Raw genomic sequence first — 19,273 nt, 5'->3', positions numbered from 1 at the left:
AATCGGGGTTCGCATCCACCCCTCGACGTGCCGCCCGGGTTGTGCCGGCCGCTGGCCGGCCGCCTAAAATGGGGACGGTGGGGATTAAGTCGCATGAGGCACAAACGACTTAATCCCCTCCGTCCCCTTTTTTTGTCATGAGGTTGCCGGCCAGCGGCCGGCACTACCGTGCAGAAGGCCGGTCACATTCGGCGCGCGGCTCCGTCTTGGGACACAATCCCAACAGGAGAGCCGCCGCCATGACGACGTTCGCCGCATCGATCGACCAGACACTGGAACGCGAACTGCCTGCCGCCGCCAGCGGTTGCCAGCACGCCTATGGCCGCATCGTGCTGGCCTGCCAGAACACGGTTACCGCCATCGCGCTGGCCATCACCCGCGATCGTCAGGCCAGTGAGGACATCGCCCAGGAGGCCTTCGTGAAGGGCTGGCAGCAGCTGCACCAGCTGCGCAGTTCGACCAGCTTCCTGCCGTGGCTGCGGCAGATCACCCGCAACCTGGCCCGCGACTGGCTGCGCGCGCAGCGCGGCCGGCCGCTGACCGGCGAGGCCGCCGAGGTGGCGATGGGCATGGCCGCCGACCCGGCCCCGGGCGCGGCCGACCGGCTGCAACGGGTGGAAGAAGAGATCGCCGCCGAGGACATCATTTCCGCGTTGCCGGCCGACAGCCGCGAAGTACTGTTGCTGTACTACCGCGAAGGCCAGCGCTCGCAGCAGGTGGCCGAGCTGCTTGGGCTCAGTGACGCCGCCGTGCGCAAGCGCCTGTCGCGTGCCCGCGCGCTGGTGCGCGACGGCCTGCTGCAACGCTTCGGCGAGTTCGCGCGCAGCAGCGCACCCAGTGCCGCGTTCGCTACGGCGGTGGTTTCGATGGTACTGGTGGCTGCGCCCGGCACGGCCAGTGCTGCGGTGCTGCTCGGCACCGGTGTCGGCATCGGCGGCAGCAAGCTTGGCCTCGGCGGTGCCAGCGCTGCGGGCGGAACCGCGATGGGCTCGTTGACCGCCACACTGGGCCAACTGCACGTGCTGCCGGCCGAAAGCTGGGGGGCGGTCATTGGCGGCGTGGTCGGTGGTGCGATCGGCAGCTATCTGGGCGGACGCTTCCTGATGTCGTACACGGAAACGGCGTCCGAGCGCGCCGACGTGCGCCGCTTCCTCTACCTCAACATCATCACGGGCATGTTCTGGTGCCTGGCGATCCTGCTGGCTGTGATGCTGCAGGCGCCGGTCTGGGCGCAGCTGACGGTGCTGGCGGTAGGCCTGGGCGTGGTCAACTACCAGTGCCTGGTGCCGCTGCAGCGGGTGATGGCACCGATGATCGCGCGCGATTCGGCACGGCGCGGGCGCACCGGGACCAACTGGAAGTACGAATCCATGTATGGCCGCACCGGCATCATCGCCATGAACCTGATGGTCATCGCGCTGGTGGTGTACTCACTGATGCGCAGCGGCCGCCTGTAACGGACAACGCCGGCAGTGCGCCGGCGTTGTCGTCATTCACTGCGTTGAACCTCAGCGCTGCGGCTTCGGCGCCGCGCCATCGCGCGGACCGCCGTGGCGCGGGCCACCGTGCATCGGGCCCTTGGCCGCGTCGAACTCGGCCTTGCTCAGCTGGCCATCCTTGTTGGTGTCGGCGGCGGCGAACCAGGCATCACGACGCTGCTTCATGCGCAGCTCGCGGTCGGCCTTGTCCAGGTAACCGTCCTTGTTGAGGTCGAGCTCGTCGAAGCGCGCGGCCAGGCGCGGATCGGCCTTGGCTTCCTCGCGGCTGATGCGGCCGTCCTTGTTGACGTCCAGCTTGGCCCAGCGCTCACCGCCGTGGCCACCACGGCGACCGTGCTGCCAGCGCGGCAGCTCATCGCGCGAGAGCTTGCCGTCCTTGTTCTTGTCCAGCTCGTCGAACTTCGCGGCCAGGCGCGGGTTGGCAGCGGCTTCGCTGCGGTCGATGACGCCGTCGCCGTTGGTGTCCAGCTTGGCCGGGCGCTGCGCCGGCGCAGTCGGGGCATCGGCGGCCAGCGCGATACCGGTAGCGGAAGTGCCGAGCAGCAGGGCCAGCAGCAGGGGGGTACGGATCATGGGGTCACTCCTGGGGATGGGGATTGCGTCGGGGTGATCACTTCACCCTCGGGAGACAACAACGCCCGGGCGCGACATCGGTTGACGCCACTGCCGGTTCCATTCATCCGGCGGACAGTCGCCACCACTGCGACAGGCTGGGGCTATGCTGTGCCCATGGCGATTCACGGCGACAGAGACGACGAACTGCGACTTTTCCAGACCGGCGAGCACCCCTGCGGGTACTGGTCGGACCGGGTGGCACGCGACCTGGTGCTGGATCCGCACGACCGTCGTCTCGGCGGCCTGTACCCGCTGGCATTGAGCTGGGGCTTCCGGCGCAGCGGCGACCTGGTCTACCGCCCGCACTGCGCACATTGCCAGGCCTGCGTGGCGGTGCGTATTCCGGTGGCCCGCTTCGCCCCGGACCGCAGCCAGCGCCGCTGTGCCGCCCGCAATGAAGACCTGGAAGTACGCATCACCGCGGCCACCGCCCGCGATGACCTGTTCGCGCTGTATCACCGCTATCTGGTGCATCGCCACGCCAACGGTGGCATGGACGACCATGGCCCGCACGAATTCGAGCAGTTCCTGATCGGCAGCTGGTCGCACACCCGCTTCATGGAGATGCGCCTGCCCGGCCACGACGGCCAGCCCAGCCAGCTGCTGGGTGTGGCGGTGACCGACGTCACCGAGCACGGCCTGTCGGCGGTCTACACCTTCTTCGACCCGGACCATGCCGCGCGCGGGCTGGGCACCTTCGCGATCCTGCAGCAGATCGAATGGGCCCGCCGCGAGGGCCTGCCGCACGTCTACCTGGGCTACTGGATCCGCGGGCATCAGAAGATGGACTACAAACGGCGCTATCGACCGCTGGAAGCCTATGACGGCCGCCGCTGGCACGATTTCGACGACGAACTGGACGGACGCTGACAAACCACTGACACCGGGCCGGGTGCACAATACGGCGCATGAACCTCCGACCCCAGATCCTCGCCCTGGCCCTGCTCTGCGGCGCCCCCGCCTTCGCCACGTCCCCTGCGATGACCGAAAAGCCGTCCGCTGCGCTGCGCCTGGCCACCTACAACACCTCGCTGTACTCCGATGAGACCGGTGGCCTGATCAAGGAGCTGGAAGGCGACAGCGAGCACGCGCGCAAGATCGCCGCGGTGCTGCAGCAGGCACGCCCGGACCTGGTGCTGCTGAACGAATTCGATTTCGACGACGCCCACCGCGCCGCCGACCTGTTCCAGAAGCGCTACCTGGAAGTGGCCCAGCCCGGCGGCGGCAAGCCGCTGCACTTCGCCTACCGCTACCTGGCTCCGGTCAACACCGGCGTGCCCAGCGGCCTGGACCTGGACAACAACGGCGTGGTCGGCGGCGAAGGCCGCAGCCGCGGCAACGATGCCTGGGGCTACGGCCTGCACCCGGGCCAGTACGGCATGCTGGTGCTGTCGCGCTACCCGATCGATGAAGCCAAGGTGCGCAGCTTCCAGCTGCTGAAGTGGAGCGCGATGCCGGGCGCGATCCGTCCGGTCGACCCGCGCACCGGCAAGAGCTTCTACAACGACCATGTGTGGTCGCAGCTGCGGCTGTCGTCGAAGTCACATTGGGACGTGCCGGTGAAGACCCCGGCCGGCGTGGTCCACGCGCTGGTCTCGCACCCGACCCCGCCAGTGTTCGATGGCCCGGAAAAGCGCAACGCCGCGCGCAACCACGACGAACTGCGCCTGTGGCAGGAATACCTGTCCAAGGGAGACAAGCCGTGGCTGTGCGACGACAAGGGCCAGTGCGGCGGCCTGGCGCAGGACGCGCGCTTCGTGATCCTCGGCGACCTCAACAACGACCCGGTCGACGGCGATGGCCGCCATGAGGCGATCGTCGAACTGATCGAGAACGCCCGCGTGTTGCGCTACCCCACCCCGCGCAGCGTTGGTGGCGAGCAGACCAGCCTGGCCTATGCGGCCAAGGGCATCGAGCGCAAGGGCGCACCGTTCCACGCCACCGGCGATTTCGGCCCGAAGTCCGGCACCATGCGCCTGGACTACGTGCTGCCCTCCACCGGTTTCGAGTACATCGGCAGCGGCGTGTTCTGGCCGGCCAATGAAAGCCCGGAAGCGAAGATCGCCGACGGCAGCGACCACCACCTGGTGTGGGTGGATGTGCGGTAGAGCAGCGTACCGACCAACGGTCGGTACCCACCGGGTTTCGGTAGGCGACGACCGTTGGTCGTCGCTCCTTTTTCAGGGGCGCAGTTCGACGCCGATGGCGTCGGCGGCATCACGCGCGATGGCGCGCGCTTCGTCGAAGGTTTCCGCGCGCGCCAGGGTCACGCCCACGCGGCGATGGCCGTGCACGCTCGGCTTGCCGAACAGGCGCACGGCGGTGTCCGGCACCTGCAGGGCGGCGGCGACGTTGTTGAAGTACGGCACGCCCTCGCCATGCGCCAGCAGCGCGCACGAGGCCGACGGGCCGCTCTGGCGGATCACCGGGATCGGCAGGCCAAGGATGGCGCGCGCGTGCAGCGCGAACTCGCTCAGTTCCTGCGAAACAAGCGTCACCAGGCCGGTGTCGTGCGGGCGCGGCGACACTTCGCTGAACCACACCTCGTCGCCCTTCACGAACAGCTCGACACCGAACAGGCCCCAGCCGCCAAGGTCGTCGGTGATCGCGCGCGAAATCTCTTCGGCACGCGCCAGCGCGGCGCTCGACATCGGCTGCGGCTGCCAGCTTTCGCGGTAATCACCATCCTTCTGCAGATGGCCGATCGGCGCGCAGAACGAGGTGCCACCGGCATGGCGGACGGTCAGCAGGGTGATCTCGTAATCGAAGTCGATGAAACCTTCGACGATGCAGCGGCCGGCGCCAGCGCGGCCACCGGTCTGTGCGTACTCCCACGCCGGGGCGATGTCCGCCTCGCTGCGCAGTGTGCTCTGGCCCTTGCCCGAGGACGACATCACCGGCTTGACCACGCACGGCAGGCCGATGGCGGCCACGGCGGCGCGGTACTCGGCTTCGGTATCGACGAAGCGGTACGGCGAGGTCGGCAGGCCCAGGGTCTCGGCGGCCAGGCGGCGGATGCCTTCGCGGTCCATGGTCAGGCGTGCGGCGCGCGCGGTCGGGATCACCCGCAGGCCCTGCTCCTGCTCCAGCTGGACCAGGGTCTCGGTATGGATGGCCTCGATCTCCGGCACCACAAGGTGCGGCTGCTCCTGGGCGATCAGCGCGCGCAGGGCCATCGCATCCAGCATGTCGATCACATGCGAGCGGTGCGCGACCTGCATGGCCGGGGCATCGGCATAGCGGTCGGCGGCGATCACTTCCACGCCCAGCCGCTGCAGCTCGATGGCCACCTCCTTGCCGAGTTCGCCCGAGCCGAGCAGCAGCACGCGGGTGGCGGAGGGGGACAACGGAGTTCCAAGCTTGGCCATGGCGGTTCCAGCAGCGATGTGAAGGCGGGTGGGCATTCTAGCTGGCCGACCGTCCCGGCCACGGCATCCGACGAACGGTAGTCTATAAGTGATATCACTTTGATATCTTCATTCCGAACCCTCAAGGACGTACCGCCATGAAAGAGAAGTCGCTGTCTTCGCTCAACGGCCTCGGCACGCTGGCCGGCGCCCTGCTTGTCGCCCTCGCCGGCGGCGCCCTGTTCGTACTGGGGGTAGCAGCCAAGGCCAGCACCGGTTCCCCCAACCTGCTGCTGATGCTGGCCGGCATCCTGGTGGCGGCGCTGGCGATCTTCGCCCTGGCCGGCCTGTACACCGTCCAGCCCAACCAGGCGGCGGTGCTGAGCCTGTTCGGCAAATACGTGGGCACCGTGAAGGACAACGGCCTGCGCTGGAACAACCCCTTCTACGCCAAGCGCCGGGTCAGCCAGCGCGTGCGCAACTTCGAGAGCGGCAAGCTGAAGGTCAACGAGCTGGACGGCAGCCCGATCGAGATCGCCGCGGTCATCGTCTGGCAGGTGGTCGATGCCTCCGAGGCGGTCTACAACGTGGACGACTACGAGAGCTTCGTGCACATCCAGTCCGAATCGGCGCTGCGCGCGATGGCCACCAGCTACCCCTACGACCAGCATGAGGATGGCCAGCTGGCCCTGCGCAGTCATGCCAGCGAGATTTCCCAGCACCTGAAGAACGAACTGGCCGAGCGCCTGGCCGACGCCGGCGTGCAGGTGATCGATGCGCGCATCAGCCACCTCGCCTACGCCGCTGAAATCGCCCAGGCGATGCTGCAGCGGCAGCAGGCCAACGCGGTGATCGCCGCACGCACGCGCATCGTTGCCGGTGCGGTCGGCATGGTCGAGATGGCCCTGGCCGAACTGCAGAAGAACGGCGTGGTGCAGCTGGACGAGGAACGCAAGGCGCACATGGTCAGCAACCTGCTGACCGTGCTGTGCTCGGACCGCGGCACCCAGCCGATCGTCAATGCAGGCTCGCTGTACTGAGCCACCCTCGCAACGGGGCGCCCCACCGCCCCGCCAGGAGCCCCCATGAGTGAGAAGAAAGCCTATCCGCTGCGCATCAATGCCGAGGTCCTGGCCGCGGCGCAGCGCTGGGCTGATGACGAACTGCGCAGCCTCAACGCTCAGATCGAATACGTGCTGCGCGACGCGCTGCGCAAGGCAGGACGCCTGCCCAAACCCACGCCATCGTCGGAGGACAAGGAATGAGCAAGCGCTGGAGCTACCAGACCATCGAGGTCAAGACCTCCATGATGGGCGTACTCAAGGCCGAGGATGTCCAGGCCGAGCTGAGCCGGCAGGGCCAGCTGGGCTGGGAGCTGGTCAACATCATCATCCCGGCGCCGATGCGCCCGGCGATGCTGGTGTTCAAGAAGGAGGCCTGAACCATGGGCGGCAGTGACCCGAAACCCTTTGACGTGGCCGAGAGTTCGCCGCTGCGCGTGCTGTGGATCGTGCTGCCGCTGCTGGCTGCCTTCGTGGCCTGCCTGTATGCGCAGCTGTACAAGGCACCGGCGAACGCACCCTGGATCGAAGTTACGCTGTCGCCGCCCTGGTTCCGGATGGGCGGCAGTGCGGCATGGAGCCTGATCGTCATCGCTGTACTCGCTGTCGGGCTGGGGGCCGCATTCTTCCGCCGCCGGGTGGAGCTGGCCGGCAACGTGCTGGACGTGCGCTCGACGATGTACCGGCGGCGCGTGCCGGTGGCGCAGCTGCGGCTGGACCAGGCCGAGGTGGTCGACCTGCAGCGTGACCGCCGCTATGGCATCCGTGTCAAAACCAATGGCTATTCAATGCCGGGCTTCTACTCGGGCCACTTCCGCCTGCAGGGTGGCGGCAAGGGCTTCGCGCTGGTCACCGACCGTGCGCGTGTCCTCGCCCTGCCGGTCAGTGATGGCAGCACGCTGCTGCTCAGCGTGGACCGGCCGCAGGCGCTGCTCGATGCGCTGCGCAAGGTGGCCGCGTCGGCACCACGGCAGTAAGCTGAGGCGATGCAACGACGCCCGCCCCTGCTGATCAATTCCGAGGCCATCGAGCTGTGGCCCGCCCACCTGTTGCGCGCACGCAGCAACCTGGATGCACGCCTGCTGTCGCAGGCGCAGTGGGTGCTGCGGCGCAAGCGTGATGGCCGCTATCTGGCGGCGGTACTGCCGCACGGCGTGCATTCGATGGTGCCGCGCCTGCCGCGCGAGCCCGGGGTCGAGGATGCACTGGCGCTGCTGGACACCGCGGCTGCACGGCCCTTCGGCGCCGGACTGGAAGATCAGTGGCTGCCGCTGGCCGGGTTGCAGCAGCGCCTGCAGCAGCTTGGCCTGGACCCGCAGCGCTACGCCGACGACAGCGGCCTGCCGCTGGAACCCGAACCCTGCCTGCTGCATTTTGCCGGCCGCGATCGCTTCGCCCGCCCGCTATGGCTGCGCCGTGGCGCCGCGCAGGGCTGGCGACGGATGCGACTGCATGCGGCACAGGATGGCATTGCGCTGGACGCCATCTCCGGCTTCCGCAGCCATGCCTACCAGTTGGGCATCTTCGAACGGAAGCTGGCGCGCGGCCTGAGCGTGGCGGAGATCCTGAAGGTGAATGCCGCACCGGGTTTCAGTGAACACCACAGCGGCCATGCGCTGGACATCGGTACACCGGGCGACGCCCCGGCTGAAGAATCGTTCGAAGCCACCGACGCGTTTGCGTGGCTGCAGGCGAATGCCGGTGGGCATGGCTTCCAGCTGAGCTACCCGCGCGACAACCCGCATGGGATCGTCTACGAACCTTGGCACTGGTGCTGGAGACCGGCCAACGGCTGAGCCCCTCGCGGCGGCTGCACGGCGAACTTCATGGAGCTGTCCGGGCGGATTCCGCGCGCGCCCACCACGAGATGGAACAAGAAGGCAAAGACAGAAGCCGGTCGCTTCGCTCGAAGCCTCTACAACGGATCAGCGCGCGGCTGTTGGGTCCGCCTTCAAGCGAGCCGAGCACCGCAGGTCCGGCGAGGGCGAAGAGGTGCGGGTGTCTGAGCGCAGCGAGTTCCCGCACCGTCCCTCGACGGGCCGAGGAGCACAGGGGACCGGTGCGCAGCACCGGCTCGCGGCCGGCGGCGCGTTTCTTTTGGTTACTTTTCTTTTCGCGCGAAAAGAAAAGTAACGCCCATGGACCATCACGATCGCATCGGCATGGATCGGAGCGACAGCCCTGCGACCGTCACCGCCTCAACGCATTGATCGCCAGCAGCACCCATCCAGCCATCATGCTGGTGCCACCGATCGGTGCCATCCGTGTCGGCCACTGCCACAACGCACCGCCCACCAGGCTGCCGGAAAACAGCAGCACGCCCAGCAGCAGCACGTACAACGCCAGGTGCGCGATCGCGCCCTGCGCGCGCGGCCCGAGCGCCACCAGTACCGCGCCATGCGCGAACGCATAGAGCGCCGCCATGTTCAGATGCTGCTGCGCCAGCGGGTCGGCCACACCGTGCGAGGCATAGGCCGACAGGCCGATAGAGGCGGCGGCCAGCAGCGCCCCCAGGCAGGCCAGCAGTGATGGCTTACGTGCGCGACGTTCGAGATTGAACATGTGGGCTCCTTGCGCAGCGCCCTTGCCGGGCGCCAGATGAAAAAAAACGCGCCGCAATGAGCGGCGCGTTTTCGTGTCCAACACTACATGGGTCAGCCGAGGCTTACTTGACGGCCCAGTAGATGTCGTAGGTCGCTTCCGGGGTGAACGACTTGTCCAGACCGTCCTTCCAGGTTTCGTACGGGCGATCGACCACTTCCGAACCGTTGGTCACAGCCCAGGCACGCAGGCCGTTGCGGGCCACGTCCAGACCCGCCATGTGGCCGGTGTAGGCGGCATGCGCCGAACGGTGCGGGGCCACGTGCACGTACTTGACCGGAGCGCCGCCGTCGATCTTGACGGTCAGCTCTTCAGCGGTGGCACCTTCAGCACCCTTCTTCTTCACCGGCTGGGCGATGTCGAAGGCGTACTTCTCCTGACCGAAATCGGTGGTGATGATGCGGAACGGACCGGCGGCTTCAAGGCCGTTGGCCTCCATCACGCGCTTGATCCACTCCTGGTTGTCCTTGATGGACTTGGTGATCGTGTCCTGACCGCGGTCCACGTTACCGGCGTTGACGACCAGCAGGTCTTCAGCCGGCACATTGACGATGGCCAGATCGGTCAGCGGGGCTTCCGGGGTGCGGTAGTCCACGTTCGGAACGCTGGCCAGCATGTTGGCCATACGCGACAGACCCATCTTGATGTCGTCGCCGATCTGGCGGCTGACATACAGGCCTGCATAACGACCGAACAGGTCGAAGCCGTACTTCACCGAGTAGTCCTGGGTGATCTTGACGTTGCGGCCACCCTTGCCGGTCGGCTCCAGCGTGAAGGTGGTGATCTTGTCGTGACCCTTGGTGGCGTCATCGATGGCGATCGCAACACGCTTGTTCTCTTCGGCTTCGGTGATCTTCCAGGAACCGGTGCCCAGGTCCTTGGAGGTGAAGTCGAGGGTGGCACCGACGCCGGAGGCCGGGCCGGACAGCTTCAGTTCAACGGCGGGATCGCGCAGTACCAGCGGGTTCCAGTCCTTGAAGCGGCGCAGGCTGCTGACCGTGTCGTACACGATCGTCATCTTGCGGTTGGTCTCGATGCTTTCGGTGATGTGACGCTCGCCCGGCAGACATACGCCAATGATGACGAACAGGCCAGCCACGATCCCCAAGGCGATCAGGAACTCGATAATACGGGTCATTCAGAGAGTCTCCGGGGCCGATCCCACGGCCGGGTTGATTGAAGCGAAGCGCCAATCCTAGCAGGCTTCGCGGGCATTGTTTATCGGGATTGGCGCACCGGTTTCCCTGCCGGCTGCGTATTTGTATGGACAAAGAATTCGAAGGGTACCGCATACCGATACCCGTGAAGTAGGGGGCAACCCCACCCGAGGGCCATGACTGGAACTCAAGTCATTGTCCTGAAAAGGTTTTCCTCAGACCAGCTGGAGTTCGAACGCCTTCAGTACGGCGCGCGTACGGTCGCGCACGCCCAGCTTGGACAGGATGTTGGACACGTGGTTCTTGATGGTGCCTTCGGCCACACCCAGCGAGTTGGCGATCTCCTTGTTGGAGAAGCCACTGGCCATCAGGCGCAGGATCTCGGTCTCGCGGTCGGTCAACGGGTCCGGGCGGTCCAGGCTGACGAACTCGTTGCGCATGTGCTCCAGGCCGGACAGCAGGCGCTGGGTCACGGCCGGCTGCACCAGCGAACCGCCGTCGGCCACGGTGCGGATGGCACCGACCAGCTGCGCCAGGGTCACGTCCTTGAGCAGGTAGCCCTTGGCTCCAGCCTTGAGCCCGGCCAGCACCAGCTGGTCGTCATCGAAGGTGGTGAGGATGATGGTCGGTGGCAGCTGCTCCTGGCGCGACAGCACCTGCAGCGCCTCCAGCCCGGACATCACCGGCATGCGCATGTCCATCAGCACCACGTCGGGGCGCACCTGCGGTATCAGTTCGACCGCCTGCCGGCCATCGCCGGCCTCGGCCACCACCTCGATACCGTCGTCGAGCGCCAGCAGGGAGCGGATTCCCTGCCGCACCAGGGTTTGGTCGTCGACCAGGCAGACGCGAATCATCAACGCACTCCTTCAGGAACCTTGGTAAGGGCGGCCACCAGCACCGTTGCCGGCACCGTCGCCCGCAGCCGGAAGCCTTCACCGGGACGGGTTTCGACCTGCAGCTGGCCACCACATTGTTGCAGGCGCTCGCGCATGCCGCGCAAGCCATTGCCCACATTGACCATATCCGCGCCGACGCCGTCGTCGCGGGCCTCCACCACCACCCGGTCGGGGGCTTCACGGTACACCTTGATCCACAGGTGGCGGGCGCCGGCATGGCGCACCGCGTTGGTGATGATCTCCTGGGTACAGCGCAGCAGCACGTGGGCCCGCTGCGGGTCCTCCACGTTCAGCGGATCCTCGATCTCCAGCTGGATGTCCAGCGAGGGCACGTTCTCGGTCAGCGGGCGCAGCGCCGCCGCCAGATCGATGGCGCCGGTCTCGCGCAGCTGGCTGACCACCTCACGCACGTTGCCCAGCAGCAGCTTGGCCAAGGCATGCGAGCGCTTCACATGGTCCAGCGCCTGGCCCTCGGCCAGGTGACCGGCCACTTCGAGGTTCAGGGTCAGTGCGGTCAGCTGATGCCCCAGAAGATCGTGCAGCTCACGCGAAATGCGGGTTCGCTCGTTGACGCGAGCGCTTTCGGCCAGCAGGGCACGAGTGGCACGCAGCTCCGAATTGAGCCTGCGCTGCTCGTCGCGGGCCTGAGTCTGCTGTCTCGCGACAAGGCTGGTCACGAAGATGAACATGGAAAAGCCGCCATACAGCAGCGATTGCATCACGGCTTCGAACAGCGGGAAGTTCAGCAGTATGTAATAGACCGGGGCCACCGCCAGCTGGCTGACCAGCAGCCACAGCACGCACAGGCGCGCCGACAGCATCCACGGAATGACGCCGGCAGCCACCATCATCAGGATGCTGCCCAGGCCCGAACCACTGAGGAAACTGACGCCCAGCGCCGAAACCGTCAGCAGCAGCAGCAGGCCGCGGTCCAGCCAGGTGGTGTGACTGTCGCTGTCACTGCGCAGGAGGCGGGTCAGCCAGTAGTACGCGGCGCCGAAGGACAGGTAGGCGACGAACAACAGGATCGCCCAGCTGCCCATATCGCTGCGGCTGTGCAGGTTCTCGAATTGCGAGTACGCCAGTGGCAGGCCGACCATGACCCAGGTAAACAGGCCGGCCAGACGGAGGACGCGGGTATGGCTGAGGACTCCCAACATGCCAGCACTCTACGGGCCCGGCCCGCGTCGCGCACTCCCACGGAAGTCATGCATCCGAGGTCCCCTGTTCATGCCGCAGCCCACCCCGGGCATGCAATAATCGTGCGCAGGGTCCAATTTGACGGACCAACCGCGTTACCCCACGGAGTCACAATGTCGATTGTCATCCGCGACGTGCGCGAGCACGAGCTCGATTCCGTCCTGGCTTTGAACAACAACGCTGGCCTGGCCATCCTTCCCCTGGATGCGGCCCGCCTGCGCCTGTTCTACGAAACCGCTGAGTATTTCCGCGTCGCCGAGCGCGACGGCAACCTGGCCGGCTTCCTGATCGGCTTCGGCAGCGACAGCCAGCACGACAGCAGCAACTTCGCCTGGTTCAAGCAGCAGCTGGACACCCCGTTCTTCTATATCGACCGCATCGTGGTCGCCAGCCGCCGTCGTGGCGGTGGCGTCGGCCGTGCGTTCTATGCCGACGCGCAGAGCTTTGCCGAGCTGCGCTACCCGCAGATGACCTGCGAAGTCTTCCTCGACCATGGCGCCGATGCCGCCCTGCTCTTCCACGGCAGCTTCGGCTTCCGCGAGCTGGGCCAGAACACCATGCCGCAGGTCGACGTGCGCGCCAGCATGCTGGCCAAGGAACTGTGCAGCTACCCGTGGGTCCAGGAGACCTACGGCGGCAAGCTGCCGGATGTGGCATGGACACGTGCCCGGCATCTGCCGGCGCAGGCACAGCGGCCGACGGGGACCTGAGCGTGGCGGTGAATTTCGATTACGAACAGGCCGGTGAACTGAAGATCGGCCAGGTGGGCATCGCCAACCTGCGCATCCGTACCCTTGATGTCGAACGCCTCGTGCAGGAAATGCGCGAACGCGTCACCCGTGCGCCGAAACTGTTCGGCCGCGCCGCGGTGATCCTCGACTTCGGCGGCCTGAGCCAGGTGCCGGACGTGGCCACCGCGCAGGCGCTGGTCGATGGCCTGCGCAGTGCCGGCGTGCTGCCGGTGGCGCTGGCCTATGGCACCAGCGCGGTCGACCTGCTCTCGCAGCAGCTCGGGCTGCCACTGCTGGCCAAGTTCCGCGCCCAGTACGAGCGTGCCGAGGCCGAGCCGGCCCCGCCGCCGCCGCCCGCGCCGGAACCGCGTCGCGCAGCCCGTGCCGAACCGAAGCCGGCACCGGCCACGCCGGTGGCCAAGGTTGCCGACGCCGCCGCACCGCAGCCGGGCCGCATGCAGCTGGGCAACGTGCGTTCGGGCCAGCAGCTGTACGCTGAAAACTGCGACCTGACCGTGATGGCCACCGTCGGCGCCGGCGCCGAGGTCATCGCCGATGGCAGCATCCACATCTACGGCACCCTGCGCGGCCGCGCGCTGGCAGGGGCACAGGGCAACACCGCGGCACGCATCTTCTGCCGTGATTTCCATGCGGAACTGGTCGCCATTGCAGGCCACTACAAGGTACTGGACGATGTCCCGGACTCCCTGCGCGGCAAGGCCGTGCAGGTGTGGCTGGAACAGGACCAGATCAAGATCGCTGCGCTGGACTGACGCAGCACCCAAACAGAATCATCAGGAGAAGTCCTTTGGCTGAAATCATCGTAGTCACCTCCGGCAAGGGCGGCGTCGGCAAGACCACTTCCAGCGCGAGCCTGGCCTGCGGCCTGGCACGGCGCGGCAAGAAGGTGGCGGTGATCGACTTCGACGTCGGCCTGCGCAACCTCGACCTGATCATGGGCTGCGAACGCCGCGTGGTGTACGACTTCGTCAACGTCGTGCACGGCGAAGCGACCCTCAAGCAGGCCCTGATCAAGGACAAGCGCTTCGAGAACCTGTACGTGCTGGCCGCCTCGCAGACCCGCGACAAGGACGCACTGACCCAGGAAGGCGTGGGCAAGGTCCTGAAGGACCTGGCCGCCGACGGCTTCGACTACATCATCTGCGACTCCCCGGCCGGCATCGAGAAGGGCGCCTTCCTGGCGATGTACTTCGCCGACCGTGCGGTGGTGGTGGTGAACCCGGAAGTGTCGTCGGTGCGCGACTCGGACCGCATCATCGGCCTGCTCGACTCGAAGACCCACAAGGCCGAGTCCGGCCAGGACGTGCCGGCCTTCCTGCTGCTGACCCGCTACACCCCGCTGCGCGTGGAAAGCGGCGAGATGCTCAGCATCGCCGACGTCGAGGAAGTGCTCGGCCTGAAGGCGATTGGCGTGATCCCCGAGTCGGGTGACGTGCTCAACGCCTCCAACAAGGGCGAGCCGGTCATCCTGGATGTCGAGTCCGCAGCCGGCCAGGCCTACGACGACGCCGTCGCGCGCATCCTTGGCGAAGAACGCCCGATGCGCTTCACCAACGTCGAGAAGAAGGGCTTCTTCAGCAAGCTGTTCGGAGGGTAAGCATGGGCCTGTTTGATTTCCTCAAAGCGAAGAAGACCACCGCCGAAACCGCCAAGAACCGCCTGCAGATCATCATCGCGCAGGAGCGCAGCAACCGCGGCGGCCCCGATTACCTGCCGCTGCTGCAGCGCGAGCTGCTGGAAGTGATCAAGAAGTACGTGAACATCGACGTCGATGCAGTGAAGGTCGACCTGGTGAAGGATGGCCAGCACGATGTGCTGGACATCTCCGTGGCGCTGCCTGAAGGCCCGGACAAACCCTGATGCTCTGCCCCGCCCGTGCCTGCACGGGCGGGGCTGCCTGACCCGCATGACCGATACGACAACCGCCGTGGACATCACCTGCGTGGGCGACATCGCCTTCGCTGATGCGCAGTGCCTGCTCGCCGCGCATGGCCTGCAGCTGCACCACGTCGCGGCCGGTGAACCGATTCCCGGCAGCTACTGGGGCGAGCCCGAGGCCGGCATCATCGCCAGCAACGTGTACGTGCGCGATGACACGCCCGTGCACTCGATGCTGCACGAAGCCTGCCATCTGATCGTGCTACCGCCGGAGCGGCGTGCGCAGGTGCATACCGACGCCACCGACTCGGTGGCCGAGGAAGATGCCACCTGCTACCTGCAGATCGTGCTGGCCGGGCAGCTGCCTGGCGTTGGCTGTGCGCGGTTGATGGCCGACATGGATGCCTGGGGGTATACGTATCGGCTGGGGTCGACACAGGCGTGGTTTGAGCAGGATGCCGAAGACGCGAAGGCGTGGTTGATCGAACGCGGATTGCCGGTGGCGTAACGCATCGGTAATGCCGGCCGTTGGCCGGCAACCTCATGAACCCGTGCAGCATTACCTGGTTGCCGGCCAGCGGCCGGCACTACCCCATCAGCCCTGCCCTGCCAGCGCGCGCAGGGTAATGCCGACGATGTAGGCCAGGTAGGTGCCGGTGGCGTAGCCCATCGTGCCCAGCAACACGCCCACCGGCGCCAGGGCCGGATGGAACGCTGCAGCCACCACCGGCGCCGAAGCCGGGCCACCGATGTTCGACTGCGAACCGATCGCGAAATAGAAGAACGGCACCTTCAGCAGCTTGCCCAGGCACCACAGCAGCGCGATGTGCACGGCAATCCAGATCAGGCCGAGCAGGAACAGCCACGGGCGGTCCAGCAGCGCCAGCAGATCCATCTGCATGCCGATGCAGGCAATCAGGAAGTACAGCAGCAGCGAACCCAGCCGCGAGGCGCCCGCACCTTCCAGCGTGCGTGCACGGGTGAAGCTCAGGCTCAGGCCCAGCGTGGTCGACAGCACCACCACCCACACGAACGGCGCATCCAGGCTGAACTGCGGGGCCCAGCTGACATTGGCCTTGAACCATGCCGCCAGCGGCGCACCGATCGCGTGTGACAGACCCACGCCGCCGAAGGCCACCGCCACGATCAGCATCAGGTCGGTGAGGCTGGGAATACGCTCGTGCTCGGCCTGGAAGCGCGCGATGCGCTCCTTCAGCTCATCGATGGCCGACGTGTCGGCACCGCTGCGCGCGTCGATCTTCGCTGCGCGCCCGGCCAGGAAGATCAGCGCGGCCATCCACACGTAACCGACACCGACATCGACCACCGCGAACTGGCCGAACGTGGTGGCGTTGACGTCGAACACTTCGCGCATCGCCAGCATGTTGGCCCCGCCACCGATCCAGCTGCCGGCCAGTGCGGCCATGCCGGCCCAGGTGTCACCGGCCACCGTTTCCGGATGCAGCGCGCGCATCACCAGGAAAGCCACCACCGCACCCAGCATGATGCTGGCGGACGCACCCAGGTACATCAGCACCAGCTTCGGGCCGAGCCGCAGGATGCCTTTGATGTCCACCGCCAGGGTCAGCAGGATCAGCGCTGCCGGCAGCAGGATGTCGCGTGCGATCGGGTTGTAGAGCCTGGTGTTCTGGCCGTCGATCAGGCCGACGGTGTTGTAGATGCCGGGAATCAGGTAGCACAGCAACAGTGCCGGCACGAAGGTGTAGAAGCGTTTCCACAGGCCCTGTTCGCGCGAGGCGGTCCAGAACACGGCGCCCAGGGTGGCGGCGATCAAACCGAAGACGACGATGTCGTTCTGGATCAGGGCGGTCGAGGGCATGCAGGCGCTCTGGGTAGAGCCGGCCGCTGGCCGGCTGCTGTTGGCGGCAGATCAGGAAGGTGTGCCGACCAACGGTCGGCACCCACCGGTACAGCAGATGGCGAAACAAAAGCGCCGCCCCGAAGGGCGGCGCTGCAGTCATCAGTTGCCGATGTGCTGCTTCAGCCAGGCATTGACGGTGTCATGCCACAGGATGCTGTTGTTCGGCTTCAGCACCCAGTGGTTTTCATCCGGGAAGTACAGGAACTTCGATTCGATGCCCTGGCGCTGGGCAGCAGTGAACGCGGCCAGGCCCTGCTCGACCGGAATACGGAAGTCCTGCTGGCCGTGGATGACCAGGATCGGCTTCTTCCAGTCCGCCACGTGGTTGACCGGGTTGAACTTCTCGTAGTTCGCCGCCTTCTGGTACGGCGTACCGCCCTGCTCCCACTCGGTGAACCACAGTTCTTCGGTGGCGTAGCCCATCATGCGCTGGTCGAACACGCCGTCATGGTTGACCAGGCACTTGAACGGGCCGTTCCAGTTGCCGGCGATCCAGTTGACCATGAAGCCGCCGTAGCTGGCGCCCAGCGCACAGGCCTTGTCACCGTTGAGGAAGGAATACTTCTTCAGCGCCGCATCCCATCCCTTCTGCAGGTCTTCCAGCGGGCGGTCGCCCCAGTGCTGGCTGATCGCATCGGTGAAGGCCTGGCCATAGCCGGTGGAGCCGTGGAAGTCGATCATCACCACGGCGTAGCCCTGGCCCGCATAGGTCTGCGGATTCCAGCGGTAGCTCCAGCCATTGCCGAAGCTGCCCTGCGGGCCGCCGTGGATCAGGAACGCGACCGGGTACGACTTGCCTTCCTGGTAGTTGTGCGGCTTGACCACATAGCCGTGCACGGTGTCGTTGTTCCAGCCCTTGAACTCGAACTGTTCGTAGTCACCGAAGCTGACGTCCTTGAGCACGTCGCCAGCGGCCGGGGTCAGCGCGCGCAGCTCGCCGATGGCTTCGCCGGCGGCCGGCAGCAGGCCGACCAGCACCTGGTCGTTGCTCTTCAGGCTGTTGCGGGTGATCGCCACGCTGGTGCCGGCCACGTCCACCGAGGTCACGCTGCCGTCGCCGATCAGCTTGGTGGCCTTGCCGCTGGCCACGTCGATCTGGAACAGCGGGTGCTCGCCGAGGTCATCGGCAGTGGTGTAGATGCTGCTGCCATCCGCGGACAGGGTGATGCCGCCAGCCGAGCGATCCCATTGCGGCGCGATCTCACGGCTCTTGCCGCTGGCCAGGTCCATCGCCATCAGGCCGAAACGGTCGGCCTCGAAGCCCGGGCGCTTCATCGCACGGTAGAACAGGGTCTTGCCGTCGGCACTGAACACCGGGCCGGCATCCCAGGCCGGATTGGAGGCGGTCAGGTTGACCGGCGCCTGCTTGCCCGCAGCGTCGAAGCGGTACAGGTCGAAGTTGGTCGACCACGGCTCCTGCTTGCCGGCCACGCGGATGCTGGCCACCACGCTGGCGCCATCCGGCGACCACGCGAAATCGTCATTGCCACCGAACGGCTTGGACGGTGCATCGCCGTCGATGGTCGCGCTCAGCGCCGAGGCGCCCTTGACCGCCCCGGCCTTGCCTGCCGGCAGCGTTGCCACGAACAGGGTGTTGCGGCGGCCGTCGTTCCAGGTATCCCAGTGGCGCACGAACAGCGAATCCCACACCTGGCCGCTGGCCTTGGCGTCCTTCTTTTCCTTCAGCTTCTTCTCGGTGCATGCCAGATCCGAGGCACAGGCCTGGAACACGCCGGCACTGAACAGCACGCGGTCGTCCTGCGGCGATACGTGGTAGCTGTCCACGTCCACCGGGAAGTCGGTCAGCTGACGCGGGGTGCCGCCGTTGATCGGCTGCGCGTACAGCTGCTGGCTGCCGTTCCTGGCGCTGAGGAAGTAGACGGTCTGGCCATCGGCCGACAGCGACGCGGAATTGACGTTCCAGCCGGCCGGGGTGATCTGCTTGGGCGGTGCCGCATCGCGGGTGCGCAGGTTGCGCGCGAACAGCGCGGTGGAGGCCTTCAGGTTGGCGTCCACGCTGCGCTTGGCGAACACCACAGTGCCACCGTCCGTGGTCAGTACCGGCGCGGAGACGCGGTCCATGGCCACCATGTCGCGGACTTCCAGGCCACGGGCAGCGGCAACGCTGGGCAGGGCAGCCAGCAGGCTCAGTGGCAGCAGGGCATGACGCAGTTTCATCGGGGTCTCCGCAGGACGGCAAAAAACCGATGGTAGGCCCGTGCGGCCGGGGCTGCCAAGGCCATCGGTCATGGCTGCCCGCGGGGTTGGCCCCGCCGCCAGAAAAAGCAAACCGCGCCGTAGCGCGGTTTGCGGTAGTGGGGGGGGGGGCGGCGGCACACACAGGGGGAACGCCTTTAAGAAGTGAGAGAAAACGGCCGCGCC

The 19,273-nt window shown here is 66.7% G+C and carries 21 protein-coding genes; 13 read left to right on the top strand and 8 right to left on the bottom strand.

The window, feature by feature from the left end:
* Positions 1-239 precede the first annotated feature (239 nt).
* The gene (locus tag ABE423_RS17885) at positions 240-1,457 is read left to right on the top strand and encodes a sigma-70 family RNA polymerase sigma factor (protein WP_346486996.1); all 1,218 of its coding nucleotides are present in this window, start codon (positions 240-242) and stop codon (positions 1,455-1,457) included.
* Positions 1,458-1,508: 51 nt separating this feature from the next.
* Here the strand turns inward: ABE423_RS17885 and ABE423_RS17880 are convergent, their stop codons facing one another.
* Entirely contained in the window at positions 1,509-2,072 is a 564-nt protein-coding gene (locus tag ABE423_RS17880; protein WP_049398907.1) for an EF-hand domain-containing protein, read from the bottom strand.
* Between the two features lie 156 nt (positions 2,073-2,228).
* Here ABE423_RS17880 and ABE423_RS17875 point away from each other — a divergent pair, with 156 nt between their 5' ends.
* Positions 2,229-2,984, top strand: a complete 756-nt coding sequence (locus ABE423_RS17875) for an arginyltransferase (RefSeq protein WP_125893787.1) — start codon at positions 2,229-2,231, stop codon at positions 2,982-2,984.
* A gap of 38 nt (positions 2,985-3,022) precedes the next feature.
* On the top strand, positions 3,023-4,222 hold the full coding sequence (locus tag ABE423_RS17870; protein ID WP_346486993.1) for an endonuclease/exonuclease/phosphatase family protein: 1,200 nt from the start codon (positions 3,023-3,025) through the stop codon (positions 4,220-4,222).
* A 72-nt stretch (positions 4,223-4,294) separates the two neighbouring features.
* Here ABE423_RS17870 and purT read toward each other — a convergent pair whose 3' ends face one another.
* Positions 4,295-5,482: a formate-dependent phosphoribosylglycinamide formyltransferase gene (gene purT, locus ABE423_RS17865; RefSeq protein WP_346486991.1), complete on the bottom strand. Its 1,188-nt coding sequence runs from the start codon at positions 5,480-5,482 to the stop codon at positions 4,295-4,297.
* A gap of 137 nt (positions 5,483-5,619) precedes the next feature.
* On the opposite strand from purT, the gene ABE423_RS17860 reads away from it, so the two are divergent.
* From ABE423_RS17860 to ABE423_RS17840, 5 genes are read left to right on the top strand one after another with little or no spacing between them, the layout of a single operon-like run.
* A complete protein-coding gene (locus tag ABE423_RS17860; protein ID WP_032127597.1) occupies positions 5,620-6,501 on the top strand; it encodes an SPFH domain-containing protein in 882 nt (293 codons plus the stop codon).
* 45 nt (positions 6,502-6,546) lie between these two features.
* Positions 6,547-6,726 (top strand): Arc family DNA binding domain-containing protein, encoded by a 180-nt coding sequence (locus ABE423_RS17855; protein ID WP_065178114.1) that lies wholly within the window; start codon positions 6,547-6,549, stop codon positions 6,724-6,726.
* Positions 6,723-6,902, top strand: coding sequence for a DUF4177 domain-containing protein (locus ABE423_RS17850; RefSeq protein WP_032127598.1), 180 nt, complete (start codon positions 6,723-6,725; stop codon positions 6,900-6,902). Before ABE423_RS17855 ends, ABE423_RS17850 begins: the two co-directional genes overlap by 4 nt.
* A gap of 3 nt (positions 6,903-6,905) precedes the next feature.
* Entirely contained in the window at positions 6,906-7,499 is a 594-nt protein-coding gene (locus tag ABE423_RS17845) for a PH domain-containing protein (RefSeq protein WP_032127599.1), read from the top strand.
* 9 nt (positions 7,500-7,508) lie between these two features.
* Complete coding sequence (locus ABE423_RS17840) at positions 7,509-8,318, top strand: M15 family metallopeptidase (protein WP_180838698.1); 810 nt, start codon at positions 7,509-7,511, stop codon at positions 8,316-8,318.
* A gap of 394 nt (positions 8,319-8,712) precedes the next feature.
* Here ABE423_RS17840 and ABE423_RS17835 read toward each other — a convergent pair whose 3' ends face one another.
* The 4 genes from ABE423_RS17835 to ABE423_RS17820 form a co-directional block, all read right to left on the bottom strand.
* Positions 8,713-9,084, bottom strand: coding sequence for a DUF423 domain-containing protein (locus ABE423_RS17835; protein ID WP_019659313.1), 372 nt, complete (start codon positions 9,082-9,084; stop codon positions 8,713-8,715).
* Between the two features lie 103 nt (positions 9,085-9,187).
* A complete protein-coding gene (locus tag ABE423_RS17830) occupies positions 9,188-10,261 on the bottom strand; it encodes an SRPBCC family protein (protein WP_032127602.1) in 1,074 nt (357 codons plus the stop codon).
* A gap of 234 nt (positions 10,262-10,495) precedes the next feature.
* Positions 10,496-11,137, bottom strand: coding sequence for a response regulator transcription factor (locus ABE423_RS17825; RefSeq protein WP_006424175.1), 642 nt, complete (start codon positions 11,135-11,137; stop codon positions 10,496-10,498).
* Positions 11,137-12,339: a sensor histidine kinase gene (locus tag ABE423_RS17820; protein WP_049461775.1), complete on the bottom strand. Its 1,203-nt coding sequence runs from the start codon at positions 12,337-12,339 to the stop codon at positions 11,137-11,139. Before ABE423_RS17820 ends, ABE423_RS17825 begins: the two co-directional genes overlap by 1 nt.
* 153 nt (positions 12,340-12,492) lie before the next feature.
* Between ABE423_RS17820 and ABE423_RS17815 the strand changes: the two genes are divergently transcribed.
* Genes ABE423_RS17815 through ABE423_RS17795 form a run of 5 tightly spaced genes read left to right on the top strand, consistent with a single transcriptional unit; the run spans position 12,493 to position 15,517 of the window.
* A complete protein-coding gene (locus ABE423_RS17815) occupies positions 12,493-13,089 on the top strand; it encodes a GNAT family N-acetyltransferase (protein ID WP_032127604.1) in 597 nt (198 codons plus the stop codon).
* Positions 13,035-13,883: a septum site-determining protein MinC gene (gene minC / locus ABE423_RS17810; RefSeq protein WP_050509775.1), complete on the top strand. Its 849-nt coding sequence runs from the start codon at positions 13,035-13,037 to the stop codon at positions 13,881-13,883. Before ABE423_RS17815 ends, minC begins: the two co-directional genes overlap by 55 nt.
* 35 nt (positions 13,884-13,918) lie before the next feature.
* A complete protein-coding gene (gene minD, locus ABE423_RS17805; protein ID WP_010483375.1) occupies positions 13,919-14,728 on the top strand; it encodes a septum site-determining protein MinD in 810 nt (269 codons plus the stop codon).
* 2 nt (positions 14,729-14,730) lie between these two features.
* Complete coding sequence (gene minE, locus ABE423_RS17800; RefSeq protein ID WP_004148073.1) at positions 14,731-14,991, top strand: cell division topological specificity factor MinE; 261 nt, start codon at positions 14,731-14,733, stop codon at positions 14,989-14,991.
* A gap of 46 nt (positions 14,992-15,037) precedes the next feature.
* Positions 15,038-15,517: a hypothetical protein gene (locus ABE423_RS17795; RefSeq protein ID WP_125893775.1), complete on the top strand. Its 480-nt coding sequence runs from the start codon at positions 15,038-15,040 to the stop codon at positions 15,515-15,517.
* 87 nt (positions 15,518-15,604) lie between these two features.
* Here the strand turns inward: ABE423_RS17795 and ABE423_RS17790 are convergent, their stop codons facing one another.
* Complete coding sequence (locus ABE423_RS17790; RefSeq protein WP_293794320.1) at positions 15,605-16,849, bottom strand: DUF819 family protein; 1,245 nt, start codon at positions 16,847-16,849, stop codon at positions 15,605-15,607.
* A 141-nt stretch (positions 16,850-16,990) separates the two neighbouring features.
* Positions 16,991-19,069, bottom strand: coding sequence for a S9 family peptidase (locus ABE423_RS17785; RefSeq protein ID WP_346486985.1), 2,079 nt, complete (start codon positions 19,067-19,069; stop codon positions 16,991-16,993).
* Positions 19,070-19,273: the final 204 nt, after the last annotated feature.

The sequence above is a fragment of the Stenotrophomonas sp. TWI1409 genome (assembly GCF_039673015.1).
GTDB classification, from domain to species: Bacteria; Pseudomonadota; Gammaproteobacteria; order Xanthomonadales; family Xanthomonadaceae; genus Stenotrophomonas; species Stenotrophomonas maltophilia_A.
This window is presented reverse-complemented; position numbering and strand designations above follow the sequence as displayed.